Origin of the sequence: Phreatobacter sp., assembly GCF_030691135.1 — a bacterium.
Lineage (GTDB): Bacteria > Pseudomonadota > Alphaproteobacteria > Rhizobiales > Phreatobacteraceae > Phreatobacter.
Genome location: NZ_JAUYFA010000036.1, coordinates 1 through 25,624, shown reverse-complemented (window position 1 = coordinate 25,624; position 25,624 = coordinate 1). Strand labels below are relative to the sequence as shown.

Annotated in this window: 25 protein-coding genes; 12 read left to right on the top strand and 13 right to left on the bottom strand. The window is 69.6% G+C overall.

The window, feature by feature from the left end; translation table 11 throughout:
- The first annotated feature begins 250 nt into the window (after nucleotides 1-250).
- From Q8O26_RS05725 to Q8O26_RS05715, 3 genes are all read left to right on the top strand, one after another.
- On the top strand, nucleotides 251-1,771 hold the full coding sequence (locus tag Q8O26_RS05725; RefSeq protein WP_305574370.1) for a helicase HerA-like C-terminal domain-containing protein: 1,521 nt from the start codon (nucleotides 251-253) through the stop codon (nucleotides 1,769-1,771).
- A 170-nt stretch (nucleotides 1,772-1,941) separates the two neighbouring features.
- Nucleotides 1,942-2,397: a hypothetical protein gene (locus Q8O26_RS05720; protein WP_305574368.1), complete on the top strand. Its 456-nt coding sequence runs from the start codon at nucleotides 1,942-1,944 to the stop codon at nucleotides 2,395-2,397.
- Between the two features lie 104 nt (nucleotides 2,398-2,501).
- Nucleotides 2,502-3,890, top strand: a complete 1,389-nt coding sequence (locus Q8O26_RS05715) for a M20/M25/M40 family metallo-hydrolase (protein WP_305574366.1) — start codon at nucleotides 2,502-2,504, stop codon at nucleotides 3,888-3,890.
- A gap of 4 nt (nucleotides 3,891-3,894) precedes the next feature.
- Here Q8O26_RS05715 and Q8O26_RS05710 read toward each other — a convergent pair whose 3' ends face one another.
- From Q8O26_RS05710 to Q8O26_RS05700, 3 genes are all read right to left on the bottom strand, one after another.
- The gene (locus Q8O26_RS05710) at nucleotides 3,895-4,473 is read right to left on the bottom strand and encodes a DUF6456 domain-containing protein (protein ID WP_305574364.1); all 579 of its coding nucleotides are present in this window, start codon (nucleotides 4,471-4,473) and stop codon (nucleotides 3,895-3,897) included.
- On the bottom strand, nucleotides 4,470-4,844 hold the full coding sequence (locus Q8O26_RS05705; protein ID WP_305574362.1) for a helix-turn-helix domain-containing protein: 375 nt from the start codon (nucleotides 4,842-4,844) through the stop codon (nucleotides 4,470-4,472). Before Q8O26_RS05705 ends, Q8O26_RS05710 begins: the two co-directional genes overlap by 4 nt.
- Nucleotides 4,845-5,384: 540 nt before the next feature.
- Entirely contained in the window at nucleotides 5,385-5,804 is a 420-nt protein-coding gene (locus Q8O26_RS05700; protein WP_305574360.1) for a MucR family transcriptional regulator, read from the bottom strand.
- 447 nt (nucleotides 5,805-6,251) lie between these two features.
- On the opposite strand from Q8O26_RS05700, the gene Q8O26_RS05695 reads away from it, so the two are divergent.
- Entirely contained in the window at nucleotides 6,252-8,378 is a 2,127-nt protein-coding gene (locus tag Q8O26_RS05695) for a S9 family peptidase (protein ID WP_371134460.1), read from the top strand.
- Here Q8O26_RS05695 and Q8O26_RS05690 read toward each other — a convergent pair.
- Nucleotides 8,372-9,520 (bottom strand): MFS transporter, encoded by a 1,149-nt coding sequence (locus Q8O26_RS05690; protein WP_305574356.1) that lies wholly within the window; start codon nucleotides 9,518-9,520, stop codon nucleotides 8,372-8,374. The two genes, Q8O26_RS05695 and Q8O26_RS05690, sit on opposite strands and share 7 nt — an antisense overlap.
- A gap of 162 nt (nucleotides 9,521-9,682) precedes the next feature.
- Here Q8O26_RS05690 and Q8O26_RS05685 point away from each other — a divergent pair, with 162 nt between their 5' ends.
- On the top strand, nucleotides 9,683-10,378 hold the full coding sequence (locus Q8O26_RS05685) for a DUF1194 domain-containing protein (RefSeq protein ID WP_305574354.1): 696 nt from the start codon (nucleotides 9,683-9,685) through the stop codon (nucleotides 10,376-10,378).
- Between the two features lie 295 nt (nucleotides 10,379-10,673).
- Here Q8O26_RS05685 and Q8O26_RS05680 read toward each other — a convergent pair whose 3' ends face one another.
- On the bottom strand, nucleotides 10,674-11,273 hold the full coding sequence (locus Q8O26_RS05680) for a superoxide dismutase (protein ID WP_305574352.1): 600 nt from the start codon (nucleotides 11,271-11,273) through the stop codon (nucleotides 10,674-10,676).
- Between the two features lie 228 nt (nucleotides 11,274-11,501).
- On the opposite strand from Q8O26_RS05680, the gene Q8O26_RS05675 reads away from it, so the two are divergent.
- The gene (locus tag Q8O26_RS05675) at nucleotides 11,502-13,199 is read left to right on the top strand and encodes a hypothetical protein (protein ID WP_305574350.1); all 1,698 of its coding nucleotides are present in this window, start codon (nucleotides 11,502-11,504) and stop codon (nucleotides 13,197-13,199) included.
- A gap of 51 nt (nucleotides 13,200-13,250) precedes the next feature.
- Here the strand turns inward: Q8O26_RS05675 and Q8O26_RS05670 are convergent, their stop codons facing one another.
- The 3 genes from Q8O26_RS05670 to Q8O26_RS05660 all read right to left on the bottom strand — a co-directional run bounded on the left by Q8O26_RS05670 (nucleotide 13,251) and on the right by Q8O26_RS05660 (nucleotide 15,063).
- Nucleotides 13,251-14,117 carry a branched-chain amino acid aminotransferase gene (locus Q8O26_RS05670; RefSeq protein ID WP_305574348.1) on the bottom strand — a complete coding sequence of 289 codons (867 nt, stop codon included), beginning with the start codon at nucleotides 14,115-14,117 and terminating at the stop codon, nucleotides 13,251-13,253.
- Between the two features lie 117 nt (nucleotides 14,118-14,234).
- A complete protein-coding gene (locus Q8O26_RS05665; protein ID WP_305574346.1) occupies nucleotides 14,235-14,672 on the bottom strand; it encodes a SufE family protein in 438 nt (145 codons plus the stop codon).
- Nucleotides 14,673-14,715: 43 nt separating this feature from the next.
- Nucleotides 14,716-15,063 (bottom strand): hypothetical protein, encoded by a 348-nt coding sequence (locus Q8O26_RS05660; RefSeq protein ID WP_305574344.1) that lies wholly within the window; start codon nucleotides 15,061-15,063, stop codon nucleotides 14,716-14,718.
- 330 nt (nucleotides 15,064-15,393) lie between these two features.
- On the opposite strand from Q8O26_RS05660, the gene Q8O26_RS05655 reads away from it, so the two are divergent.
- The 3 genes from Q8O26_RS05655 to Q8O26_RS05645 are packed head-to-tail and all read left to right on the top strand — an operon-like array spanning nucleotide 15,394 to nucleotide 18,279.
- Complete coding sequence (locus tag Q8O26_RS05655; protein WP_371134459.1) at nucleotides 15,394-17,205, top strand: PAS domain-containing sensor histidine kinase; 1,812 nt, start codon at nucleotides 15,394-15,396, stop codon at nucleotides 17,203-17,205.
- On the top strand, nucleotides 17,198-17,929 hold the full coding sequence (locus tag Q8O26_RS05650; RefSeq protein WP_305574340.1) for a peptidoglycan-binding protein: 732 nt from the start codon (nucleotides 17,198-17,200) through the stop codon (nucleotides 17,927-17,929). Before Q8O26_RS05655 ends, Q8O26_RS05650 begins: the two co-directional genes overlap by 8 nt.
- Complete coding sequence (locus tag Q8O26_RS05645) at nucleotides 17,929-18,279, top strand: DUF1491 family protein (protein ID WP_305574338.1); 351 nt, start codon at nucleotides 17,929-17,931, stop codon at nucleotides 18,277-18,279. Before Q8O26_RS05650 ends, Q8O26_RS05645 begins: the two co-directional genes overlap by 1 nt.
- 6 nt (nucleotides 18,280-18,285) lie before the next feature.
- Here Q8O26_RS05645 and Q8O26_RS05640 read toward each other — a convergent pair whose 3' ends face one another.
- Nucleotides 18,286-19,395 carry a hypothetical protein gene (locus Q8O26_RS05640; RefSeq protein ID WP_305574336.1) on the bottom strand — a complete coding sequence of 370 codons (1,110 nt, stop codon included), beginning with the start codon at nucleotides 19,393-19,395 and terminating at the stop codon, nucleotides 18,286-18,288.
- Nucleotides 19,396-19,480: 85 nt separating this feature from the next.
- Entirely contained in the window at nucleotides 19,481-20,170 is a 690-nt protein-coding gene (locus Q8O26_RS05635; RefSeq protein ID WP_305574334.1) for a hypothetical protein, read from the bottom strand.
- A gap of 218 nt (nucleotides 20,171-20,388) precedes the next feature.
- On the opposite strand from Q8O26_RS05635, the gene Q8O26_RS05630 reads away from it, so the two are divergent.
- Nucleotides 20,389-20,589 (top strand): hypothetical protein, encoded by a 201-nt coding sequence (locus Q8O26_RS05630; protein WP_305574332.1) that lies wholly within the window; start codon nucleotides 20,389-20,391, stop codon nucleotides 20,587-20,589.
- 45 nt (nucleotides 20,590-20,634) lie between these two features.
- Nucleotides 20,635-21,459, top strand: coding sequence for a hypothetical protein (locus Q8O26_RS05625; RefSeq protein WP_305574331.1), 825 nt, complete (start codon nucleotides 20,635-20,637; stop codon nucleotides 21,457-21,459).
- Between the two features lie 12 nt (nucleotides 21,460-21,471).
- Here the strand turns inward: Q8O26_RS05625 and Q8O26_RS05620 are convergent, their stop codons facing one another.
- From Q8O26_RS05620 to Q8O26_RS05610, 3 genes are read right to left on the bottom strand one after another with little or no spacing between them, the layout of a single operon-like run.
- Nucleotides 21,472-22,080, bottom strand: a complete 609-nt coding sequence (locus tag Q8O26_RS05620; RefSeq protein WP_305574329.1) for a DUF1254 domain-containing protein — start codon at nucleotides 22,078-22,080, stop codon at nucleotides 21,472-21,474.
- The gene (locus tag Q8O26_RS05615) at nucleotides 22,077-22,649 is read right to left on the bottom strand and encodes a DUF1214 domain-containing protein (RefSeq protein ID WP_305574327.1); all 573 of its coding nucleotides are present in this window, start codon (nucleotides 22,647-22,649) and stop codon (nucleotides 22,077-22,079) included. Before Q8O26_RS05615 ends, Q8O26_RS05620 begins: the two co-directional genes overlap by 4 nt.
- A 23-nt stretch (nucleotides 22,650-22,672) precedes the next feature.
- A complete protein-coding gene (locus tag Q8O26_RS05610) occupies nucleotides 22,673-24,850 on the bottom strand; it encodes a transglycosylase domain-containing protein (protein ID WP_305574325.1) in 2,178 nt (725 codons plus the stop codon).
- Nucleotides 24,851-25,010: 160 nt separating this feature from the next.
- Here Q8O26_RS05610 and Q8O26_RS05605 point away from each other — a divergent pair, with 160 nt between their 5' ends.
- A complete protein-coding gene (locus Q8O26_RS05605; RefSeq protein ID WP_305574323.1) occupies nucleotides 25,011-25,508 on the top strand; it encodes a YcgN family cysteine cluster protein in 498 nt (165 codons plus the stop codon).
- Nucleotides 25,509-25,624: the final 116 nt, after the last annotated feature.

Below are 25,624 nucleotides of genomic sequence, written 5' to 3'. Positions count from 1 at the left end.
TATAGTCCAGCCAGGCAAGCGTGACGCCAAAGCCGCAGAAGACGGCCAGAACCAGGCCGAGATACAGGGTTGCAGTCATCGAAACCTCCCGATCACGTCGTCGATGGAAGATTGCGTTGCCGGCGCTCTCCGGGCCTTGATCCAGGTCAAGATCGGCGGCGATGGCCGCGACTCCTGATCGCGCTTGGCGTGGACCGGGCTGCATTGCTAGAACGGGCTTACCGCAGCGGTATCGATTCAGGATCAGGTCATGGCCGACGACGCACTTCTCCTCGGGAAGAGCACCAAACAGGAATGGCTGGCGCTGAAGTTCGGCAACCGCCACGGCCTGATCACCGGCGCCACCGGCACTGGCAAGACTGTCTCGCTGCAGGTGCTCGCCGAAGGCTTCTCCAATGCCGGCGTGCCGGTTTTCGCCGCCGACATCAAGGGTGACCTGTCCGGCGTCGCCGCGATGGGCGAGGAAAAGCCCTTCATCCTGGAGCGCGCCAAGCAGGTCGGTCTCGACTGGCATGCCGATCAGTTCCCCGTCGTCTTCTGGGACCTGTTCGGCGAGCAGGGCCACCCGATCCGCGCCACCGTCGCCGAAATGGGGCCGCTGCTGCTCTCCCGCCTCATGGATCTCAACGACATCCAGGAAGGCGTCATCAACATCCTCTTCCATTATGCCGACAACAACGGCCTCGCGCTTCTCGACCTGAAGGACCTGCGCGCCCTCCTGCAGGAGCTGGGGTCGAACAAGGAGCTGCAGAACGAACTGCGCGCCGCCTACGGCAATGTCTCGCCCGCCTCCGTCGGCGCCATCCAGCGCCAGCTGCTGACGCTCGAGAACCAGGGCGGCGCGAAGTTCTTCGGTGAGCCGGCGCTCGCCCTCAAGGACCTGATGCGCACCGATCGGGACGGGCGCGGCAACATCAATCTCCTCGCCGCCGACAAGCTGATGGCGAGCCCGCAGCTCTACGCCACCTTCCTCCTCTGGCTGCTGTCGGAGCTGTTCCAGGAACTGCCCGAGGTCGGCGACGTCGACAAGCCGAAGCTCGTCTTCTTCTTCGACGAGGCGCATCTCCTGTTCAAGGACGCGCCCAAGGCCCTGGTCGAGAAGATCGAACAGGTGGTTCGCCTCATTCGGTCCAAGGGCGTCGGCGTCTATTTCGTTACCCAGAACCCGCTTGACGTGCCGGAGACGGTCCTCGCCCAGCTCGGCAACCGCGTCCAGCATGCGCTGCGCGCCTTCACGCCGCGAGACCAGCGGGCGGTGAAGGCCGCCGCCACCACGTTCCGACAGAACCCGAATTTGAACACCGAGGAGGCGATCACCCAGCTCGGCAAGGGCGAGGCCCTGGTCTCTACGCTCGAGGGCAACGGCGTGCCGTCGATCGTCGAGCGCACGCTGGTCTCGCCGCCGCTGGCGCGGATCGGTCCGGTCTCCGAGCAGGAGCGTCGGCAGATCATCGCCAAGAGCCCGTTCCGCGGCAAATACGACGAAACGATCGACAGCGAGTCGGCCTACGAGATCCTGCAGAAGCGCGCCCGGCAGAAGCTCGATGAAGCCGAACAGGTCCAGCAGGCCGACAGCGGCGGGCTCGGCGGTATCCTCGGGTCGATCCTCGGCGGCGGCTCCGCGCCCGCCGGCAAGGGCCGCGGCCGGGCGCCGATGTCGACCACCGAGGTGATCATCAAGAATGCCTCGAGTTCGCTCGCCCGCAGCGTCGGCACGCAGATCGGCCGGGCCATCATGCGCGGCGTGCTCGGCGGCTTCGGCCGCCGCTGATCGCACAAAGATCAAGATCGCCTCAATTGCAGGTAAATTCGTAGAGGCTCCTCAAGGCGGTAACATTATCCCGTTCGCCGGGGCTGCTGACCGAGCCCCTGCGGTCGCACCCTGACGCTCGGGCGCGGCGCCGCAGCATGCTCGGTCCGGCCAACATCGGGAATGGTGTGATGGCTGGAACGAAACAGATCCACGACGCCAGGGTCGTCGTCCTCCGCCTCGACGGGGTCGAGCCGGCGGTGGCGGTGGACAATCTGAAGAGTCTCGGCATGGTCCATGCCGTCGGGCTTACTGACCCGCGGGAACTCTCCGTCCAAATCGCTGCCGGCAGGGTCGATGTCGTCGTCGTCTCCATGGCGGCGCCGATGCCGGCCCAAGATCCACAGGTCGCCCCCGGTTTTGGCCTCCTGCGTCCCCCGGAAGCGGCGCTGAAGATTGGCGTCCCCTGTCTGCTTCTGACCCCGTCCTTTTCCCGCGCCACCGCCCGCGCGGCCATGGCCCTGGGCTATGCCGCGGTCATGTCGGCGGACGCCGCACCGCGGCTGGTCTATCGACGGGTCGGCGCCCTGATGCAGCGCGTCCGCCGCAGCGGGCGGGCGCGGAGCGTCACCAGCGAGCTCGCCTGACCACCTCTCGCGCCACGGATGGCAGGCCCGCAGCGCGCCACGTTTGCAATCACCGGCGGGGTTGCTAGCGTCCCGCCCTCGCTCGAACACCGGACGCTCCCGCCATGACAACCCGCCCCGTCGATCAGGTTCTCGCCGCCGTCGATTCCGGCCTCGACCAGAGCCTTGACCGGCTGTTCGCGCTGCTCCGCATCCCCTCGATCTCCACCGACAGCGCCTTCGCCGCGGATTGCGTCGCCGCCGCCGACTGGCTGGTGAAGGACCTGACGTCGCTGGGTTTCGCGGCCTCGGCCAGGGCGACGGGCGGCCATCCCGCCGTCGTCGCCAGGAGCCCGGGCGGCGCAGGTCCGCACGCGCTGTTCTACGGCCATTACGACGTGCAGCCGGTCGATCCGCTCGACCTGTGGGAGACGCCGCCCTTCGAGCCGCGCATCGCGACCGGCCCCGACGGCACGAAGCGGATCGTCGCCCGCGGCGCCTGCGACGACAAGGGCCAGGTCATGACCTTCGTCGAGGCCTGCCGCGCCTGGAAAGCGGTCACCGGCGCCTTGCCCGTCGGCGTCACCGTGCTGATCGAGGGCGAGGAGGAGTGCGGCTCGAAGCATCTCTTCGACTTCGTCCGCGCCAACAAGGCGGAGCTCGCCGCCGATCTCGCCCTCGTCTGCGATACCGGCATGTGGGACAGGCAGACGCCGGCGATCACGACGTCGCTGCGCGGCATCGTTTCCGAGGAATTCAAGGTGGTCGCCGCCAATCGCGACCTGCACTCCGGCATCTATGGCGGCGCCGCCGCCAATCCGATCCACATGCTGTCGAAGGTCATCGCCTCCATCCACGGTGCCGACGGCCGCATCGCCATCTCCGGATTCTATGACGGCGTCGAGGACCTTCCCGCCGACATCCTGGCGGACTGGAAGGGCCTCGCCCTGACGGCCGAAGACTTCCTCGGCCCCATCGGCCTGAAGCAGCCGATCGGCGAGCAGGACCGCCTTCTCATCGAGATGGTGTCGTCGCGGCCGACCTGCGATATCAACGGCATCTGGGGTGGCTATACCGGCGAGGGGTCGAAGACCGTCATCCCGTCCGAGGCCTGGGCCAAGGTGACCTTCCGTCTCGTCGGCGAGCAGGACCCCGTCAAGGTGCGCGAAGCCTTCCGCGCCCATGTCCGCGCCCGGCTTCCCGCCGACTGCCGCGCCGAATTCTTCGGCTCGCGCGGCAGCCCGGCCCTGTCGCTGCCCTGGGACATGCCCGTGCTCGGTAAGGCCCGCGGGGCGCTCACCGCCGAATGGGGTCGCAAGGCCGTCACCATCGGCTCAGGCGGGTCCATCCCCATCGTCGGCGCCTTCAAGGACGACCTCGGCCTCGATTCGCTGCTCGTCGGCTTCGGCCTGGAGGACGACCGGGTCCATTCGCCGAACGAGAAATACGACCTGACCTCGTTCCACAAGGGCATCAGGTCCTGGGTCCGCATTCTCGACGCGCTCGCCGCCTGAGCCTTCACCCCGCCGGTTCGGCCGGCGGCCTCCATACCCTGATGCCGCCGGACCGGGCCGCCCCCCTGGCTGTGTCGCTCAGGCCATAGGCACGGGCGAGCGCGCCGAGCGCCAGCTTGAGCACGACCTTGCCAGTGCGCTGCGGCCATCCGCGATCGCGCTCCGCCGCCTCGACACCCTTGAGGAAGCCGCAGACGTCCATCAGCAGCGATGCGAAGTCGGGACCGACGGCGCTGCGGGCCCGGTCGAGGCGTTGCTTCGCCGCGATGACGATGTCGGCGTAGTCGCGGCTGGCCGCCGGCGGCCGACCGCCGCTGACCGGGGCCGCCCAGGTGGCACCAAGCTTCGGCGACAGGCCGGCGATGGTGAAGTCGAGGCGGAAACGCTCACCCGCCTCGATCTCGGTCGGCGACAGGAAGGGCCGGCCGCTCGCATCCCGGCGGCTGGCGAGCCAGCGCAGCGGGCTCTCGGCGAGGTCGACCTCCACCGGTCCCTCAGGCGTCTCGACGATCTGGCGCAACTGGTGCGCCCGGCGGAAACGGTCGTCGTCGTTCGAGCCGGCCGTCTGGGTGTTGCGGCTCATCGCTGCGCGCCCCCGCACGACCCGTCTTCGCTGCGGAGCGGCAGCAGGATCGCCTCCAGCCCGACCAACTGCCGGTCGAAGGCGGGATCGTCGCGCTCGTCCTCGATCCGCCGCAGCGCGTGGCGGAGTGTGGCGCGGTCCCGGCCGAAAGCGGCGGACAGCCGGCTCAGGTCATGGCCGAGGACGACATGGGCGAGATAGATCGCCAGCTGGCGTGCCGCCGCGACCTGGGCGCCGCCGCGGCTCGCGCCGAACAGCGCGACGCGGTCGACGCCGGCAACCCAGGCCGCGAGGGCCGCCGCGACATCGATCCCGGCGTGCCGGGGTCGCGCGAGCCCCTGGGGCAGCGACGGTTGAGGGGACAGCATCATGGTCGAGTCTCCGTGAGAGGACCTGAATCCTTAAGCGTCACGGTGAGGATCGTAATAAGTTTTTATTCCTGAGCGTGTCAGCAGTCTGACCGCTTTGGGGAAAATTCAACCCAATCAGCATCTTGGCCGACAGATGCAACCTGAGAACAAAAAATACCCGGAAAAGTTGTCCCCATCTTTCCGCCCTCGATCATTGTCCGGTCGTGCAAAAGGAGGTGCCGATGGCCGGAAGGATCAGGAAGTTTGGCCGCATCCGCAGCTGGCGTGCGGAGCCCGACCGCGTCGAGGCCATGGCGCTCGGACATATCGGGATCGGTGCCGGCCTGTTCGCAACGGAAGGTCAGGACCTGGCGCTGCAGCAGCGGCTGGAGGGGCAACTGCGCCGGGAGAGGGCGCGGGCAAGGGCGGCCCGGGCGGGCTACGACCTCCGCCGGCACGCCGCACTGATTCGGGCCGTCGCGTTGCTCAGGCGTGGCGCCGGCCACAAAAAAGCGCCGCCCGGAGATCCGGACGGCGCGATACTGGAAACGGGAACTGGGCTCAGCGGCCCTTGCGGCGGCGCTGCTGGCCGAGGCCCATCTGCTTGGCGAGCTGCGAGCGCGCGGCGGCATAGTTCGGCGCCACCATCGGATAGTCGGCCGGCAGGCCCCACTTCTCGCGATAATCCTCGGGCGACAGGTTGTACTGGGTGCGCAGGTGGCGCTTCAGCGACTTGAACTTCTTCCCGTCCTCGAGGCAGATGATGTAGTCCGGCGTGATCGACTTCTTGATCGGGATCACCGGCTTCAGCGGCTCGGCCGGAACCTCGACCTTGCCGGCCGTGACATTCACCAGCGCGTTGTGGACGTTGTTGATGAGGCCCGGAAGATCGGTGACGGAAACCGAATTGTTGCTCACATAGGCCGAGACGATATCGGCAGCGAGCTCGATGTAGTTGTTGGCAGTCGACGAGTCGGCCATGGTCACGAAATCCTTTGACAGGCGACGTTGAAATTCCCCGTCGCGGCCTGGAGCCTGTTGCTCTATTGCTTGTACGACACCATCCGGACCGGTTGCGCGGAAGCTCGTCGAACCGGAAAAGCGTCAATCAAAGCCAGATACTGCCGCTGAGCTTGAGTTGCAAGGCCCTAAGTGCCATACCCAAGTAAAAAAATGAATGTTGAGCGGGTCGCCTCTGAACAGAATCGACAACCTCCACCATTCACAGTCGCAAAACGAGCAATGGTTGCGATGGTGCAACCACCCGGTCTGTACGAATCGCGCCACGCTCGCGGGGCTGTTCCGCCCTTCGATACATCATGGTGCGCCGCCATCAGTCCTGCCATACAAGTGAACCCGGCGTTAATACTGCACTAACGCGGTATGCTTCTGCTGCGCCGCACCCCGGCTCCATGCTGCACTGGTGACATGATGACCCTCGATGCCAAAGCCGCCCCCGCCCCCTTGGCCGCCCGCCAGTCGCGCCTGAGCACCGTGCACGGCGTCGAAATGCGAGATGATTACGGCTGGCTGCGCGCCGACAACTGGCAGGACGCCCTGCGTGACCCCGCCGTCCTGCCGGCGCCCATCAAGACTCATCTGGAGGCGGAGAACGCCTATGCCGACGCGGTGCTGGCGCCGCTCCGGCCTTTGCTCGACGCCATGGTCCGGGAGATGCGGGGGCGAATCAAGGAGGACGATTCGGGCGTGCCGTCGCCGGACGGCGCCTGGGACTATTATGATCGCTACCGCGAAGGCGGACAGCATCCGATCGTCTGCCGGCGCCCGCGCGGGAGCGGGGCGGGCGAGCAGATCATGCTGGACGGCGATGCCCTGGCCGAGGGCCGGGCCTTCTTCGACCTCGGTGGCGCCGCCCACAGCCCCGACCACCGGCTTCTCGCCTGGAGCTATGACGACAAGGGCTCCGAATTCTTCACCCTGAAGGTCCGCGATCTCGCGACCGGCGCCGATCTTGCCGACCTCCTCGAGGAGACCGGCGGCGACGCCGTCTGGAGCGGCGACGCCTCCGCCCTCTATTACATCCGTCTCGACGACAACCACCGGCCGCTGAGGATCTTCCGGCATGGCCTCGGCCAGGATCAGGCCGCCGACCTCCTCGTCTTCGAGGAGACGGACACCACCGTCTTCGTTGGCATGGGGGAGGCGACCGCCGGCGGCCTCGCGCTGATTTCCTGCGCCCAGAGCGATTCGACCGAGACTTTCGCACTCGATCTCACCCGGCCGGACGCCGTGCCCTGGCGCGTCCTGCCGCGCGTCGACGAGGTGAAGGCCTATCCTGACTACCACCCGTCCTGGCGCGGCGAGAAGACGCTGTTCATCCGCACCAACGATGACGCCGAGGATTACCGCATCGTCGCCGTGCCGCTGGCGGCGCCGTCGCGGGAGAACTGGACGGAAGTGGTGCCCCACCGTCCCGGCATCCTGGTCCTCTCGGCCCATGTGCTGCAGGACTGGCTGATCCGGCTGGAGCGCGAGAACGCCCTGCCACGCATCGTCATCCGCAACCTGACGACAGCAGAGGAACATGCCATCGCCTTCGACGAGGAGGCCTATTCCCTCGGCGTCCTGCCCGGCTACGAATTCGACACCGACACGCTGCGCTTCGTCTATTCCTCGATGACGACGCCGAACGAGACCTGGGACTATGACATGCGCACGCGCACCCGCGTGCTGCGCAAGCGCCAGGAGGTGCCCTCCGGCCATGACGCTGCGGATTATGTCACGCGCCGCCTGCTGGCGCCCGCCGCCGACGGCGAGACCGTGCCGGTGTCGCTGGTCTACCGGAAGGACACGCCGCTCGACGGCACCGCCCCGGTCCTGCTCTACGGCTACGGCTCCTACGGCGCCTCCATGCCCGCCTCCTTCTCGACGGCCCGGTTGTCGCTGGTCGATCGCGGCTTCGTCTATGCCATCGCCCATGTGCGCGGCGGCATGGAGAAGGGCTATCGCTGGTACCGGACCGGCAAGCGCGAGTTCAAGGCCAACACCTTCACCGACTTCATCGCCTGCGCCGAGCACCTCATCGCCGCGGGCTTCACCGCCAGGGGCCGCATCGTCGCCCAGGGCGGTTCGGCCGGCGGCATGCTGATGGGCGCGGTGGCCAACATGCGCCCGGACCTCTTCGCCGGCATCCTCGCCGAAGTGCCCTTCGTCGACGTGGTCAATACCATGCTCGACGACACCCTGCCGCTGACCCCGCCGGAATGGCGCGAATGGGGCAACCCCGTCGCCGATCCCGACGCCTTCCGGCGCATGCTCGCCTATTCGCCCTACGACAATGTCGCGGCGCAGGACTATCCGCCGATCCTGGCGCTTGCCGGCGTCTCCGACCCGCGGGTGACCTACTGGGAGCCGGCGAAATGGGCGGCGCGGCTGCGCGCCACCAAGACCGACGCCAACCCCGTTCTCCTCGTCACCAACATGGATGCGGGACACGGCGGCGCCGCCGGCCGCTTCGACCGGCTCGCGGAAGTCGCGCGCTCCTATGCCTTCGCGGTGGCGGTGACCGGCGCGCCCGAGGCGCCCGGTCAGTAGTCCCGCCGCCCGCCGAGCTTCAGCGACAGGACGAGATGGGCGAGGCCGACGAGGCCAAGCCCGACCGCCGCGATGCCGAGGCCCTGGATCCCGCCGAGGCTCTTGGCGAGGCCCGCAAGGCTCGCACCCAGCGCCGCGCCGCCATAGATGCAGGCGGCGTTGAGCGACAGCAGCACCTGCATGCGCGCCGGATCGAGGGCCACCAGTCGCGCCTGCTGCGACACGCCGATGGTCCAGCCGAGCATGCCCCACAGGAAAAGGATGATGCCGCCCAGCCAGGGCTCCCAGGCGATGAAGGTCAGCGCCGCCATGAAGGGGAGCGGTCCCGCTGCGGCGATGAGCAAGGTCCGGTTGGCGCCGATGCGGTCGACCAGGAAGCCGCCGAGCGCGTTGCCGGCGACCGAGCCGACGCCGTAGACGACCAGCAGGACGGCGACGATGCCGGCACCGCCGCCCGTCTTCTCCTCGATGATCGGCGACAGGAACGTGTAGGGGATCCAGGCCGCGCCCATCACCGTCACCGTCACCAGCACGGCGATCGCCAGCCGCGGATCGGTCATGGCGCGGGCGAGATCACCGAGGGTCGCGGGTGCGATGGCGATCCGCGCCGGCACCCGCAGCCACAGCGCGGCGGCCATGATCACGGCCGCCAGCGCGATCCCGATGAAGAGCCAGGGCCAGCCGATGGTGAAACCGATCATGCCCGCCGTGGGAATGCCGATCACCTGCGAGACGGTCAGCCCGGTATAGACGGCGGCGAGAGCCCGGCCGCGCTGGGCCGGCGGTACCGCCATCATGGCGACCCCGGCGGCGGCCGGCGAATAGAGTCCGGCCCCGAAGGCGAGCAGGATGCGGCCGGCATAAAGCACTGGCGGCATGGACGCCGTCGCGGTGAGCAGGGCGCCTGCCGCGATCAGGCCCATGCCGATGACCAGGACCGAGCGCCGGTCGAGCCGCCCGGTGATCGAGGCGCCGATCGGCGAGCCGATCGCATAGGCCAGGGCATAGGCGCTGACGATCCAGCCGGCACCCACCGGTGTCAGGGCGAGGTCGCGGCTGATCGGCGTGATGACCCCGATCACCCCGAAGGCGCCGAAGCCGACGACGAGCATGCCGACGGACAGGAGGACGAGAAGGGCCATGGGGTATCGGGCTCTGGGCTCTGCGCTTGCGGAGGCGCACCCTATACGAAGCCCCCGCCGGTCACGATGATGTGGATGGTCATAGCCGACGGCGCGCTGGAACATGGCGCGGTCCGGCGTGGGGGACGGGGGAGACGCATGGCCCATTCGCGAGCAAACCGATTGTCCCGGCGCCTCGCGCTCGGTCTTGCGGCCGCAGCGGCCGCCCCCCGCTTCGGCCATGCCCAGCGCCCGGTTCCGGTCGATGTCGTCCTGGCGCTCGCCGCCGATGGCTCCGGTTCCATCGACAATGACGAACTCAGGCTGCAGCGTGAGGGCTACGGCCAGGCGCTCGCCTCTCCCGAGGTCCTCTCGGTCATCGGCAGGGGCATCCACGGCGCCATCGCCGTGATCTACGCCGAATGGGGCGGGCCCCATTCGCAGCATGTCATCGTCGACTGGACGCTGATCCGTGACGAGGCCAGCGCCAAGGCCTTCGCCGCCGAACTGATCGCCCGTCCGCGCGAGGCGCGCGGCTACAACTCGATTTCGGCGGCCATCGACTTTTCGGTCAACCTCATCGAGACCGGACCTTATCGCGGGATGAAGCGGGTCATCGACGTCTCCGGCGACGGGCCGAACATCGGCGGCCGGGCGGTGGAGGCGGCCCGCGACGACGCGGTGGCCAAGGGCATTACCGTCAACGCCCTGGCGATCCTCCGGCCCGGCGGATCGGTGCCGGCGCGCATCGGCCAACCGCTGCCGGACTATTACCGCGAGGCGGTGATCGGCGGCCCCGGCGCTTTCGTTGAGGTGGCAGACGAGAATCGGTCATTCGCGGACGCGGTCAGGCGCAAGATCGTGACGGAGATCGCCTGAGGGGCAACGGCCTCTCCAGCCGGCGAGACGAGGCTCCCTTCACCTCTCCCCGGCGTTTCAGAACGAGGCGCCCCTTCACCTCTCCCCGGCGGGGAGAGGTCGGCCGCAGGCCGGGTGAGGGGGCAAACCCTCTCCGGCTGCGCGCTCTCCCGCTCACCCGACCCGCTTTGCTCGTCGAGATCTCACGGTCGGGGAGAGGTGAGGGAAGCGTCCGCGCCGCCAGTTGAAGGCCCGCCGCCAACGAAAAACCCCGGCGCGTGGCCGGGGTGCTCCGTATTCAGCAGGTCCGACTGTCTCAGGCGGTGGCCTTCTGGAACATCTCGTCCACATAGTCCCAGTTGACCATGTGCTCGACGAAGGCCTTGAGATAGTCGGGACGACGGTTGCGGTAGTCGATGTAGTAGGAGTGCTCCCAGACGTCGACGCCGAGGATCGGCAGGCCGCCATGGACCAGCGGGCTCTCGCCGTTCGGGGTCTTGGTGACGACGATCTTGCCGCCCTGGACGGTCAGCCAGGACCAGCCCGAGCCGAACTGGGTGATACCGCCCTGGATGAAGTCTTCCTTGGCCTTCTCGACCGAGCCGAACGAATCGACCAGCGCCTTTTCCAGGCCGCCCGGGATCTTGCCGCCGCCATTCGGCTTCATCCACTTCCAGAAATGGATGTGGTTGTAGTGCTGGCCGGCATTGTTGAAGATGCCCGCGTGCTTGCCGAACGAGCCCTTGACGATGTCCTCGAGGCTCTTGCCCTCGAACTCGGTGCCCTTGATCAGGTTGTTGCCGTTGGTGACATAGGCCTGATGGTGCTTGTCGTGGTGATACTCAAGCGTCTCCTTCGACATGTAGGGCTGCAGGGCATCGTAGGCGTAGGGAAGATCGTCGAGGGTGAAAGCCATGATCACGTCTCCAGATGGGGGCGCCCACGGTCAGGCGGTGCGGCGGGCGATCGCACACGAAACAACCCCCCTCACATAAGCCGTGGGACCCGCCCCGGCAATTGCCGTACGGCCATCGCTTGATGTAGTTGCGAGAATCTGACGACTTGCCTTGGATAGGTCGTTTTTTGACGGCTCAACGGTAGCCGGGAGCGGGCGGCAAGTCCCGCGTGGTTGAAAGGACGATCAATGGCCCTCGTGCTGAAGGTGGCGGCCGCGGTGCTGGCGCTGATCGGGTCGGTGACGCTCTACTGGGGCACCAATCCCTCCCTGCTCAGCCTCGGCAATACGGTGATGATCGTCGGCGCGGTCATCGCCGCCGCGGGAATCGTCCTGTTCGGCCTCGCTGCCGTTCTGGGGCAACTCGGCGTCGTCGCGGACAAGCTTGACGCCCTGCGCACCGGCCTTCCCGCCGGGATGGCCGCGGGTGACACGATGGAGGGGCCGGCCGGCCTTGCTCCCGCCGCCGAGGCGCCGCTGGTGGCGATGCCGGCAACCGCGCCGGCCGTGGCTCCCGTCGCCCCCGTCGTCCTCGACCGCTTGGAGGAGGCATTGATGGCGCCTCCGCCTCCGCCTCCTCCTCCGCCGGCAGCGGCCCCCACCGTGCCGACGCCGCCGTCGCGCCAGAGCTTCGGCCTGCCGCCACTGGCCGGCCAGGCGTCCTTTGCTGCCGCGGCCGGTCTCGCGGCATCCGCCACCTCCGCATCCGCCGGGGCGCGGAGCGCCGAAAAGCCCCCCGAACCCGCCGTCGCGCCGCCCGTCGCCGTCCCTGTCGCCGAGGATCTCGATGACGACAAGGCCTTTGCCGGTGACGACAAGCGGTTTGCCGGTGACGACAAGGCTTTCACGGGCGACGATCAGCCCTGGACGGGCGACGAGAAGGCTTTTGCGCCTGCCAGGCCCGATGCCGACCTCATCCATGCGTTGGAGGACATGCGGGCGGAGCTGAAGGCCGCGGAGGCCGATCTCGCCCCGTCGGCGGCCGCTCCCGGCGATGAGCCGACCGACCCCATGGCCTCGCTGGAGCGCCTTCTCCTCGGTGCCTCCGCCGGCGATGCCCGCGCACCCGCCGAACCGGAGCCGATCGCCTCGGCCCTGCACCGGGCCGAGCCCGACGACGGCGACGCGCCGCTGCCCGTCGAGACCGAGAAAGCCTTCGAGCCCCGGCGGGATATCGACCCGCCGCGGGACGCGACGGCGGCCGTACCGGATCTGGCGCCGATCCCCGACGCCGACGATTTCATGGCGCGTCTGCGCGAGACGATTTCCCGGCCTGTCGCGGCCCCCGACCTCGCCGTGCCGCTTCCCCCCGAGCCCGCGCCGGACCGGCAGGAGCCCCCGCCGCTGTCCATCGAGGAAGAGCTCGAGCGGGCGCTGCATGCCTCGCTCGCCGAATCGGCCCTCGTGGCCGCGCCGCCGCCGGTCATCGAGCCGCCGCCTGTCCCGGCGCCATCACCCGTCATGCCGCTCCCGGCGCCGGTGGTCGAGGCGCCGAGACGCCCTGAGCCTCCGCGCCTGGAGCTGATCAGGCCGGATCCGGCGGCGGCCTCCGCCGCAGCCCCGCGCGAGGATGGCATGGCGGCGCTCGCCCGCGACTTCCCCGAGCTCAACGACCTGCTGGCGCCGGCGAAACCGTCGGCGGACCCCGCCACCTCGCTGATGGACGATCTGAAGGACATTTTCGAGCCGCAGTCCAAGGTGGCGCCGCGTCAGGAGCCCGTGCTCGCCGCGCCGGCGCCCCCGCCGATGCCACCGCTGCTGCGCGAGGGGGTGATCGCCGGCATTTCCTTCCGCCTCTACGGCGACGGCAGCATCGAGGCGGATCTGCCCGAGGGCACGTCCCGCTTCGCCTCGCTCAAGGACTTCCGCGCCCATGTCGGGGGGTGACCCCCGGGCGTGGCTCTCGCACCTGTGGGAGAGCTCCCCGGCGGCCAGCCCTCAGAGGCGCGGGCCGGCTGCCGCATAGTCGAAATAGAGGTCGCGGGCCTTGCGGCCGAGCGGACCCGGCTGCAGCGCCCGGTCGTCGATCTTGGTCACCGGCACGACCTTGGAATAGTTGCCCGACGAAAAGATCTCGTCCGCCGTCTCGAAATCGGCATAGCGCAGGCTCTGCTCGACCACGGTGACGCCGGCCTCCCGCAGCAGCGCGATGGTCCGCTGCCGGGTGATCCCGTTCAGGAAGGTGCCGTTCGGGATGGGCGTATAGACGACGCCGTCCCTGGCCATGAAGATGTTGGACGTCGCGGTTTCGGCGACGTTGCCGACCATGTCCATCACCAGGCAATTGTCGAAGCCGCGGGACTTCGCCTCGCGCAGCGCCCGCCCGTTGTTCGGATAGAGGCACCCCGCCTTCGCATCGGTCGGCGCGTTCTCGATGGTCGGGCGGCGGAACTTCGACAGGGTGATCGCCATGCCGGTCGGCGCGCCCATGGGCGCCTCGAAGATGCAGAGGCAGAACCGCGTCGTCTCCGCGTCCGGCAGGATGGCGTTGCCGCCCTCGCCCTCGGCCCAGTACATCGGCTTGACATAGAGCGGCACTGATCCGTCGAACTTCTTCGCGCCGTCGCGCGTCAGACCGACGATGCTCTCCACCGTCATGGTCGCGTTCAGGCCGAGCGCCATCGCCGAGCGGTTGAGGCGCGCCGCGTGCAGGTCCATGTCCGGCATCTTGCCATCGAAGATGCGGGCGCCGTCGAACACCGACGAGCCGAGCCAGAAGGCGTGGCTGCGCGGCCCGGTCAGTGGCGGATTGCCCTCCAGCCAGTCGCCGTCGACATAGGTCCAGGTTTTCGACCAGCCGGTCATCGCGCATCTCCTCCCATCGGGGAGGCGGAATTTAGCGTGGCGGCGCGCTACGTCACCATGAATTGTCGTGATCCCTGCCGCGCAAGGATGCCATGGATGGGCATCATCGCGCTCTGATCACACCGTCAGCGCCTCGACGGCGTCGCGGCGGATGCGGTCGATCATCGAGCGCACGCCGTTGGAGCGCTGCGGCGTCAGGTGCTGTTCGAGGCCGAAGGAGCGGAACAGGTCGAAGGCGTCGTCGGTGGCGACCTCGCGGGCCGGGCGGCCCGAATAGAAGGCGAGCGTCAGGGCCACCAGCCCCTTGACGATATGCGCGTCACTTTCGCCGGCGAAGCTCATCATGGCGTCGGGACCGGGGTCGGCGACATGGGTGACCAGCCAGACATTGCTGGCACAGCCCTTGACCCTGTTGGTTTCGCTGCGCTCCTCGGCGGCGAGCGGCGGCAGTGCCTTGCCGATCTCGATCAGGTAGCGGTAGCGCTCCTCCCAGTCGTCGATCAGGGCGAAGGCTTCTTTGATCTCGTCGATCGCGGGGGTGGCAAGCTGGCTCATGCCGGGGATATAGGGCGATGCGGCGCCGAAACAAAGCGCCGCGTCAGGCGGGGCGCCGCGGCGGCAGCGGCGCCTGCTTAGGTGCCGAACCCGGGGGGATCGCCAGGCCGCCGAAAGGCACCTGCAGGTCGGCCGGCATCAGCGTGTCGCGTGCGGCGGGCATGGCCTCGCCGACCACCTCGCGCTGTACCGTCTCGGTGACGGCGCCGACGCCGCGGGCGCAGACATCGGCATTGTCGCGGCAGAGCTGGACGGCGCCGCGGATGACCGCGCTCGCCACCTGGCCCCCCGTCGGCAGGTCGCTGGAGGCCGACGGCGGCAGCGGGGCCGACGGCGGCAGCACATAGAAGACGAGGCCGAGCCAGAAGGCGGCCTTGAAGAGAAATGACATGACGCCGTTTCCGGTCGTTGGAGCCCTGTATCCGGGCGGTCATTGTCGCCTCGAGGGCACCGCTCCGGTCCTGCTGATCATGGGTTCGACCTGTGAACAGGGCCTTGGCAGAGACGGTGAATCCGCCGGAAACCGGCCTGAATTCGGGTTAAGGTTTATGCAAATTGTCGGGATTGGACGTGGCCGTCGGCCGCAAGCCTTTCTTCACCATGGCCGACGAAACGGCCGGCGCACGACCCCGCCGGGCCGCGCGCCCCGCCGACTTAGCTTTTCCTTCATGCCGGACTGCGATCCTCCGGACATTGAGAACGGCGGATGCCGCGGGTCGGGGTGAGTGCGTTGCGTGAGAACGCGTTGATCGGTTCGGTGAGTTCCTATCTCGACGGTCTGGTCCATCCGGCCGCGACCGTGGACCCCGTCGTCTTCGCCCGTCACCGGGCCTTCATCGCGACGCGCCTGATTCCGGGCCTCGTCGCCCTCTCGGCACTGCCGCTGTTCCTCGCCTTCCAGGGCGTTCCCGGCCTCGTCGAGACCATCGCCTTCGGCTGGCTGGTTCTTCCCATCGCCATCGCGACCTTCCTGTCCCGCACCGGCGCCTATCAGCGGGCGCACCTCTTCTCGGCCGTGGCGCTGACCGGCATCGTCTCGGTGATCGCCGCGCTGTCCGGCGGCCTCACCTCCTTCATCGTCATCTGGTTCGCGCTGGTCCCGGCCGAGGCCGTGCTCTCCGGTTCGCGCCGCGTCGTCAACAGCGCTGGCGCCATGGTCGTCGGCGCCGTCGGCGTGATCGGCGCCCTGCAGATGACAGGCGCGCTGATGCCGACGACCCTCGGCTCGGCCCATCTCGCCGTGGCCGCCTTCGCTTCGGTCGCCGCCGCCGTGATCTATGCCGTCGGCCTCGCCCTCTCCGCGGTGATGGTCAGCCGGGCCGGCGAGGAGGTCCACTCGGTCGGCGAGCAGCGCTACCGGCTCCTCGCCGAGAACATGACCGATCTCATCACCTGCCACAGCCGCAACGGCGCCGTGGTCTTCGCATCGCCCGCCGCCGAGCGCGTCGTCGGCGTGCCGTCCTATGCCCTGCACGGCCAGAACCTGTTCGACCGTGTTCATGTCGCCGACCGCCCGGCCTATCTCAGCGCCCTGTCGATCGCCGCCTCCCGCAACATCGAGGCGGCTGCCGAGTTCCGGCTGCGCCGCGAGGATACGGTCGACGGCCAGCCCTCCTTCATCTGGATGGAGATGCGCAGCCGCCCGCTTGCCGGATCCGGCGATGGCCAGCAGGTCGTCTCGGTGCTGCGCGACGTCTCCGAGCGCAAGCAGCATGAGGCCGCCGTCGACAGCGCCCGTGAAGAGGCCGACCGGGCCAACGAGGCGCGCGGCCGCTTCCTCGCCAATGTCAGCCACGAGCTGCGCACGCCGCTGAACGCCATCAACGGCTTCTCCGAAATGCTGATGCATGAGGAGGCCATGCGCCTCGATCAGGCGCGCCGCCACGAATATGCGACGCTGATCCGCGACTCCGGCGAGCATCTGCTCAACCTCGTCAATTCGATCCTCGACATGTCGAAGATCGAGAGCGGCCATTTCGAGATCACGCCCGAGCCCTTCGCCCTGCCGCCGCTGGTGGCGCAATGCGTCCAGATGATGGACCTCAAGGCCAGCAGTGCCGGCGTGGCGCTCACCGCCGAGCTTCCCGACGGCGTTGAAGAGGTCGTCGGCGACAAGCGCGCCTACCGGCAGATCCTGCTCAACCTCGTCTCCAACGCCATCAAGTTCACCAAGGCGGGCGGTTCGGTGACCATCGGCCTGCGCCGCGACGGCGGCTGGCTGTCGCTCTCGGTGACCGACACCGGCATCGGCATCGCCGCCAAGGATCTGCCGCGGCTCGGCAGCCCCTTCTTCCAGGCGCGCTCCAGCTACGACCGGCCCTATGACGGCACCGGCCTCGGCCTGTCGGTCGTGAAGGGCCTCGCCGAACTGCACGGAGGCCGCCTCGAGATCACCTCGCAGGTCGGTCGCGGAACCCGCGTGACGCTGCGGATGCCGATGGACTGTGAGGCGCATGGGCAGGTCGCGCCCCTGCCGGTGGCCGCGACCGCGCCCGTGATCGACAAGCCCCAGGAGGAACGGAAAATTGCGTGACGCGACCTATGACGACGAGGATCTGCGTCCCCGCCGCGGGCGCGCCGCCCACGACATGGACGACGAGGCGCCGCGCACCTCGCTGTGGCGGCAGATCATCGGCCGCAGCCCCGGCGACAGAATCGCGCTGGTGCTGCTTGGTTTCGTCGCCGTCGGCATCGTCACCAATGCCCTCGTCCGCCAGACCGGCCCCCATCCGGCCCCGCTCTTCGCCGCCGCAGTGATCCAGCCGGCGCCAGCGCCGGTCGCCGCCCGGCCGGCCGACGTGCAGCAGACCGCCAGCATCACGCCGCGGCAGAGCGAGGCTTCCGCGCCCGCCGTCGGTGCAGCCGCCGCCGCGGCACGGTCCCGCTCCGACATCATCGCCGACGTGCAGCGCGAGCTGCTGCGTCGCCGCCTCTATGACGGCACGGTTGACGGCCGTTCCGGCCCCAAGACCGAGGCGGCCATCCGCCGCTACGAGACCGAGGCGCGCCTGACCGTCACCGGGGAAGCCTCCGAATCCCTGCTGGCCCGTCTGCGCCGCGGCGCGCCGGCTGCTGCTTCCGCCGCCGCCGTGGCCCGCCCGGCAACGGCTCCGGCCGCCCCTCAGGGTCCGCAGAACATCGCCGACCTCCTGTCGCGCGACCCGCGCGCCGTTCCGGCGCCGCGGCCCGCTCCCGCCCCCCGCGAGCGCTCCATCGGCGACCTCATCGCTGCCGAGAGTTCCGGCGCCCGCCGCTGATGCGGGTCACCTCCGACTTCTGGGTCTCCGCCTTCATGCGGCGCGTCGGCCTCGAAGGCGGTTTCGCCACGCTCCGCCGCCGTGGCAATGCCGAGGCGGGCGCCATCGCCGTGACCGTCTCGCGGGCCGCCGACCGCCTGGTGGCGCTCTATCTGCAAGCGCCGCAATCGGCCTTCGACGACGGCCGGCCGGTCGACCGCCTCTTCGTCCCCGCCTGGCCGGAAATCTTCGTCGAGGAGTTCAGGGTCGGCGAGAAGCTGGCGCGCGAAACCAAGTTCGACCCCGACCTCTGGATCGTCGACGTCGAGGATCGCGACGGGCGCACCTTCGTGGAACTGGCCCGGCCCTGACCGGGCTCAGGAACCTTTCGGCAGCCGGGATGCCGCCGGTCGCACGGCCGGCGACCGTGCCGCCTGACGCGGCGCGGGGCTCGCCGCCTGGCGTGCCCCCATCCGGTCGGAGGCATCGGGAGCCAGCGCCGGCTGGTGCCGTACCGTCCGCACCGGCGGGGCGAGGGGCGCGGCCTCCTGCCAGGCGCGCACCAGCGTGACCGCAACGCCGCGCGGCACGGCGTCGTAGAGGGCGGCGAGCGCGTAGATCCGTTCGACCGATGTACCGATCGCCTCGTGGGAGAACAGCAGGATGCGGGTCGTCGCCTCGCGGCCGAGATCGAGGGCGCGGGCCGAGACCACCAGGAGTTCGCCGCCTGTATCGTCGGCGATTCTGGCTGCCGTGGCGCGGTCGAGGCCGAAGGTGCGGCCGATCGCTTCGGCGAGGGCGCCCTCGCGGCGCGACAGGGCGGCGACCTCGATTTCCTGACCCTGGCCCTGGCCCTGTCCCTTGGCCGCTCCGCGGGGGCCGAGACCCGGCGGCAGGGCCGGCTGCGACAGGGCGAGTTCGGCCAGCATCGTCTCGCGCTGGGCGGTCGCCGCGGCGAGGAACCGGCGGCCGATATCGACGGGAGGTCCCATCAGGGGCTCGCGGCTCGGCACCGGCGAACGGCCGATGCGGGCGGCCAGCGCTGCCTTGACGACCGGATCCTCCATGTCCTCCAGCGCCACCAGTGCGGCGAGCCCGATATCTTCGCGCTCTGCCACGGCCAGCGCCTTGAGCGGATCGCCCGACCGGACCGCGAGGAAGAGATCGTCGTCCGATAGGGCCCGGCAATGCGTCAGGACCAGGCGCGCCACGACCCCGGTATCGGCGGCGAGGCGCCGCGCGACGACGGCAGGTGTCTGGCGGTGGCGGGCGAGCTTGGCGGCGACGAGGATGCGGTCGGCCTCGCTCGCCTTGGGCAGGAGGTTGACCACCAGCTCGCCGAACCGAGTCACTTCGGCGGCGCTGTGGTGCGTCTCGGCGACGAACTGGTCGACGATGATGCGCAGCAGGGTCGGCCGGACGTCGATGCCGTTCGACCGCGCAAGGCCGATCAATCGCTGGACGCTGGGAAGACGCTGGGACGACATGCGCGAAGGGCGACCGGAGGGGCGGAGGGACGGTTGCCGACAATACGAAGGAACTCGTTAGCGTTCCGTTAGTGGAAAGACCGCGTTAACGATTGCGGCCGCTCGGCTCCGTGCGCAGCGCGGTATCGTCCGGCCAGGGATAGAGCCGGCTTCCGGTGAAATGCGGACCTGCGGCGCCGGTGAGCGCGGGGGGCGCGCCGTTCGGCAGCGCCGCGCCGGGATCGCGCCTGCTCTCCAGCACGAGTGCCGCGGCGGGCCGGTCCGAGGTTCCCGTCGGCGCCGGTCGGGTGCGGGTGAGGAGCCGCGTGCGGACGACGCTCCGGGCCGAAAGGTCTTCCCCGCCTCCGGCGCCGAGCCAGGCGGCCACCGCCGCGAGGGCGCCGTCATCCGCGTCGAAACGCAGGATCGTCAGCCAGTCCGCGGCGAGGGGCTCGGCTGCCGCCAGGCCGCTGTCCGGCCAGGCGACATAGGGCGTGCGGATGTTGGCGATGCCGGCCATGAAGGGCGGCAGATGCGGGTCGGCTGAGGCGAGCCGCCGGTAGCGGGCGAAAGCCGCACTCTCGAAGATCGACCAGCCCGGTGCCTGGTAGACGTCGACGATGTCCATCCGGCCACGGGCAGCCTGGTAGGAGGTACAGGTGGTGAAGCCGGCCTCGTAGAGATGCGGCGCGTGGACATGGGCGTACCAGTCGCGGAACGTCGTCTGGCCGCCCTCCGGCAGGTCGATCTCGACGACATAGAACAGCGGGTCTTCGGGTGCGGCAGGCAAGGCCATGGGGCGGGTCCGGAGGGGCGAGGGCGAGGCAGCCGATCGGGCTCGCCGGCGGGCATCGCGTCAAGACCGGAACGGGGCGGGGCAGCCGTGTCCGGCCGCCCGAAGATGGGCGCCGAGGTAACCAGCCGTTAACCATGGCGGTTGTTAAGTCGCCCTGCGCGTCGGCGAATGGTCGCCGGGCATGGCCGCATTGGAGGGCAGGCGCAAAGGAGGGTCCGATGGGTGCAGTGCTTCGCTTTCCGCTCGAACGACGGCGCATCCTGCGCCCGGCCACGGACGACACAGCGGTCAGCGGCCAGATTCTTTTGCTGCCCGTGGTGCGCGTCGAGCGCCATGACCTTCCCCCGCCGCCGATCCTGACCGTCGATCCGCCCCTCAAGGGCGGCGACCGGCCGAAGCGCCGGCGCAGGAGCGCCTGATCGCGATCCCGAGAACGGGCCACCATATCGATGGAAGGCCTCGGCATGCCTCTGGCGCGCCCGCACCGACAGCCGGTTTCCGCGTGGCTCGCGCTCGCCGCGGCGGCGCTGATGCTCACGGCCTGTGCCCCGCAGGGTGACTTCGGTCGTCCCGCCGCCAATGTCGTCAATGACGAGATCATGCCCTGGGTCGGTGGCCATGCCGCCCGCTACCGCGCCGAGCCGGTTTCCGGCTTCGACTTCACCGATGCCGAGCGCGAGATGCGGCAGTTGGGCTACGGCCTGATGATGCCGACCCTTCCGCACGACCGCTGGAACCAGTTCTGGGCGGAGCTGCGCCGCACCCGCATCGGCGATCCCGTGCGCTTCGACCCCGACCCGCGCGGCTATTGCCACACCCTCGAACGCGAGCACTATCGCTCGTCGCGGGCGCGCTTCATCCGCATGGTCGACGACATGCGCGCCGACCGGCAGCGCATCCGCCCCTTCTGCGACAAGGCGCGCGAGGTCATGGAGGCCGACCGGGTGCGGGAGGGTGCCCTCGGCCATATCCGGACCCTCAGCCCCGTGCAGATCCGCTCGGCCCATGACCGGATCGCCGAGAACCGGACCATCGTCTCCTGGGTCCGCCACGGCCTGCGCCAGCATGCCGACGCCTATCGCTGCTCCCTCAACACGCAGATCGTCGCCACACCCGAGGCCGAGGCGGTGCTCGCCGAACGCGAACTGCGCGGCCTCGAGGAGGACATCCGCGACTTCGACAGGTTCTGCGCCGCCCTGCCGACGCGCGGCGCGGTCGGCGTCGAGCAGGCGCCGCAGCGCTTCTATCCGCGCTCGCCGCCGCCGGAAGAGATCGTCATCAGCAAGTAGGTGGCCGCCGCCCTATTGCGTCGCCGGCGCCTGTTCCGGTGTCAGGATCTCGCACAGGGACTGCGCGGCGAGCTGTTCCCGGATGAGGGGGCCAAGGCTCGGCTGCACCGCCAGCGCCCGGATCAGCACGAAGCCCTCGGTGGTCGGCGAGACGAGGATCAGGTTGTCGGCGGCCGTCTCGTCCTCGTCGGTGGAGAGTTCGCGCCGCTGCGACTGGGTCACCACGAAGAGGTCGAGGGTGCGCCGCGTCGCCGCCCGGTCGTTGATGGCGCCGAAAGCGATACCCGTCGCGGTGTAGAGGGCGACGGCGGTGTAATGCGGCGTCACCGGTGCCCGCACATGCAGCGGACCGGCTGACAGGTCGAAGCGGCAGACCGCCGTCTCGAAGGCCGGATCGGCCAGCGGCAGGACGACCGAGCCGCCGCCCGACAGGGTGGTGAGACGGTTCACCGCCGTCACCTCGGCGAGGCGGGCGCGGGCATCGTCCGGGGCGAGCCGCGGCAGGGCGAAGACCGACAGGATGTGCACGGCCACGCCGAGCAGCAGGCCGGCGATCACCCAGGGCAGGGCGCCGAGCACCCGGCGGAACGGGCGGGCGAGGCGGCTGGCGATGCTGCTCATGGGCAGCTCAACCGGGTGATCGACGGCAGGACCGTCGCCGCCGAAATGGTCGTCGCGACCGGCGTGTCGTAGAGCCGCAGGATGAGGCGCAGATCCGCGACGCCGCCGGAGGGGAGCCAGTTGCCGGCCCGCGCCTGCGGCGCCACGAGGACGTCCGTCCCGGCCTCGGCCAGCCGCACGATCTCGTAGCTGGTGAAGGCCTGGCGCAGGCCCTCCTCGACGACCGGGGCGAAATCGGCGCGCGCCGCCGTCAGGGTCCAGAAGCGGGCGGGCGGGACGCTGCCCGCCACCCGGTAGGTACAGCGCCCGTCGATGGCGGCACCGCTGCTGTCGGCATCGGCAACCAGGGCGAGGCCGTCGGCGAGCGCCAGCGGCAGGGTACCGAGCCGCGCCGTGACGGCCCGTGAATAGGGATCGGCCTCGGGCGTTCCCGCCTTCGGCGTCGCGAGCCAGGGGCCGATGCGCAGCGTGCCCGCCCCGGTGCCGCGGCCGACCGACAGCGCCGTCAGGCCGAGGCCCGTCACCGCGCCGATGCCGAGCGCCAGCAGGAGGCCAGGGAGCAGGCGCATTCAGCGATCATCCTTCCCCGTCGTCAGCGCAGCACCGACCCGGCCGGGCCGGCCGAGAGCGGCCCGGGGCGCAGCGTATCGGAGGCGTCCCTGAGCAGCATGTCGATCCGGCCGAGCACCTCCAGCGACGACCGCGACAGGACCTGCGGCCGGTCCGGCACCCCGGCGAGCGGAACCTGCGTGCCGGGAGGCACGCCCGGCACCGGCTGCGGTCCGCCGGTCAGGCCGAAGATCGGCCTGCGGTCGAGGCCCTGATGCGCCGCCGTCATGACCTGCGAGAAGGTCATGGCGGGCAGCGAGCCGCCGGTCATCCGGTTGGTGGGCGAATAGTCGTCGTTGCCGTACCAGACGCCAGTGACGAACTGGCCCGAATAGCCGACGAACAGCGCGTCGCGGTAGGAATTGGTCGTGCCGGTCTTGCCGCCGACCTGGACGCCCTGCACCTGCGCCCGCCGCCCGGTGCCGGATTCGACCACGCCCACCATGATGGCGTTCATGTCGACGGCGACCGTCTCGGGAAAGATGCGGCGACGCTCCGGCAGGTCGCGATCGGCCCGCCAGACCAGCTCGCCGGCCGAATTGCGGATCTCGACGGCGGCATGCGGCCGGACGCTCAGGCCCCCCGAGGCGAAGGTGGCGTAGGAGGTGGTGAGTTCGACCAGCGTCACTTCCGCGGCGCCGATCGGCAGCGGCGCCGAATCGGTCAGCGGCCGGGTGATGCCCATCTCGCGGGCCGTGGCGATGATCTTCTGCCGCCCGACACGGCTGTCGCCGCGGCCCATCTGCTGGGTCAGGATGACGGGAATGGAATTGATCGAGCGCACCAGGGCGGCGGTGACGGTCGTCGCCCCGGAGAAGCTGCGGCCGTAATTCTGCGGGCACCAGTTGCCGAGGCAGATCGGCCGGTCGACCACCACCGAGCGGCCGTTGATCAGCCCCTCCCGCATCGCCGCGCCATAGACGATCGGCTTGAACGAGGACCCGGGCTGGCGCATCGCCTCGGTGGCGCGGTTGAACTGGCTGGCGCCGTAGTCGCGTCCGCCGACGATGGCGCGCACCGTGCCGTCGACCTCCATCACCACCGCCGCCGCCTGGCTCGCGCCGAAGTCCGTGCCGAACTGGCGGATGACCGCCTCGACCGACAGCTCCGCCTGTTTCTGGATCGTCAGGTCGAGACCGGTGCGCACCGTCAGAACCCGGTCGACCAGGCTCGGCGTCGCCGCCACCAGCCGCTTCACGTCCTCGAAGGCGTAGTCGAGGTAATAGTTCGGGACCGCCTCGTCCTTGCGGTCGACGGGGGTGGCGGGATTGCGCCGGGCGCCGAAGACCTGGCCCTCGGTCATGAAGCCGGCCTCGACCAGGTTGTCGAGCACGGTATTGGCCCGGGCCCGCGCCGCCGGCAGGTTGATGTGGGGTGCGAAGCGTGTCGGCGCCTTGAACAGGCCGGCGAGCAGAGCGGCTTCCGCCAGCGTCACGTCGCGCACCGACTTGCCGAAATAATATTCCGACGCCGCCTCGGCCCCGAAGGCGCCGCCGCCCATATAGGCGCGGTCGAGATAGGTCTTCAGGATCTCATTCTTGGTCGCCCGCGATTCCAGCCATAGCGCCAGGAAGGCTTCCTTGATCTTGCGCTCGATCGAGCGCTCGTTGGTGAGGAACAGGTTCTTGGCGAGCTGCTGGGTCAGGGTCGAGCCGCCCTGCACCACGCCGCCGGCGCGGGCATTGGTGGCGAGCGCCCGGAACGTGCCGATCAGGTCGATGCCATAGTGGTCGTAGAAGCGGCGGTCCTCGGTCGCCAGCACCGCCTTGATCAGATGGTCCGGGAATTCCTCCAGCGGCACCGAATCGTTGTGGCGGATGCCGCGGCGGCCGACCTCGTTGCCGTAGCGGTCCTGGAAGACAACGGAGAGCTCGGAGCGCTTGCGCCAGTCGTCCTCGGTCTCGCGGAAGGCGGGGATGGCCAGCATGAGGAGGACGACGAGGCCGCCGGTGCCGAGCGTCATGCCCTCCGAGGCGATCTCGGCCCCGACCCGCTTCCAGCCATAGACCTGGACCCGGTCGGCGACGTCAGAGAGGCGCTCCCAGCCGCGACCGATCGCCCCGGCGAGGCGCCAGGCCCCGTCGTTCAACCGGGCGTCGAGGTCGAGGAGGACGCGCTTCAGGGCGCTGCCCCACCCGCCGCTGGGAGTGAGATCGCTCAAGCCGGGCACCCTTTCTGGGCATGCTCTTGACGATTGGCTTACCATATCGGAGATCGGCAGGGCGAGCCAACGGCCCCGCGCCCAGTTCACGGTTCTCTGACAACAGGGTTACCGCGGGGCCGGGCGCCGCATGGTCCACGCCGCCAGGAGAGGCCCGCCCATGGTCGACGACGTTGCAGGCGATCCGGCCGCCGCACCCTTCTGGCGGGTGAAGCCGCTGGAAGCGATGAGCGAGGGCGAATGGGAGAGCCTGTGCGACGGCTGTGCCCGCTGCTGCCTGAACAAGCTCGAGGACGAGGACACCGGCGAGATCCACTTCACCTCTGTCGCCTGCACCCTGCTCGACGGCGATAGCTGCCGCTGCCGCGATTATCCGAACCGGCAGGACGAGGTTCCGGACTGCGTCCGCCTGACGCCGGCCGAGGCGCGGTCTCTCGTCTGGCTGCCGCCGACCTGTGCCTACCGCCTCGTCGCCGAGGGCCGCGATCTCTACTGGTGGCACCCGCTGGTCTCCGGCGATCCGGACACCGTCCACGCCGCCGGCATATCGGTGCGCGGCCGCATCACCGCCTGGGAACATGAGCTGACGGAACTGCAGGAGCTCGAGCACCATCTCGTCGAGTGGCCGAACCAGGACAATAGCCGACCGCCGGCCTGACCCCGCACGGCCTGGCCGGGTTATCGCTGGCGCCGCCGGCTCGTCATCTCACCCGTGCCGCTGCCGGCTCTTCACCTCTCCCCGGCGGGGAGAGGTCGGCCGCAGGCCGGGTGAGG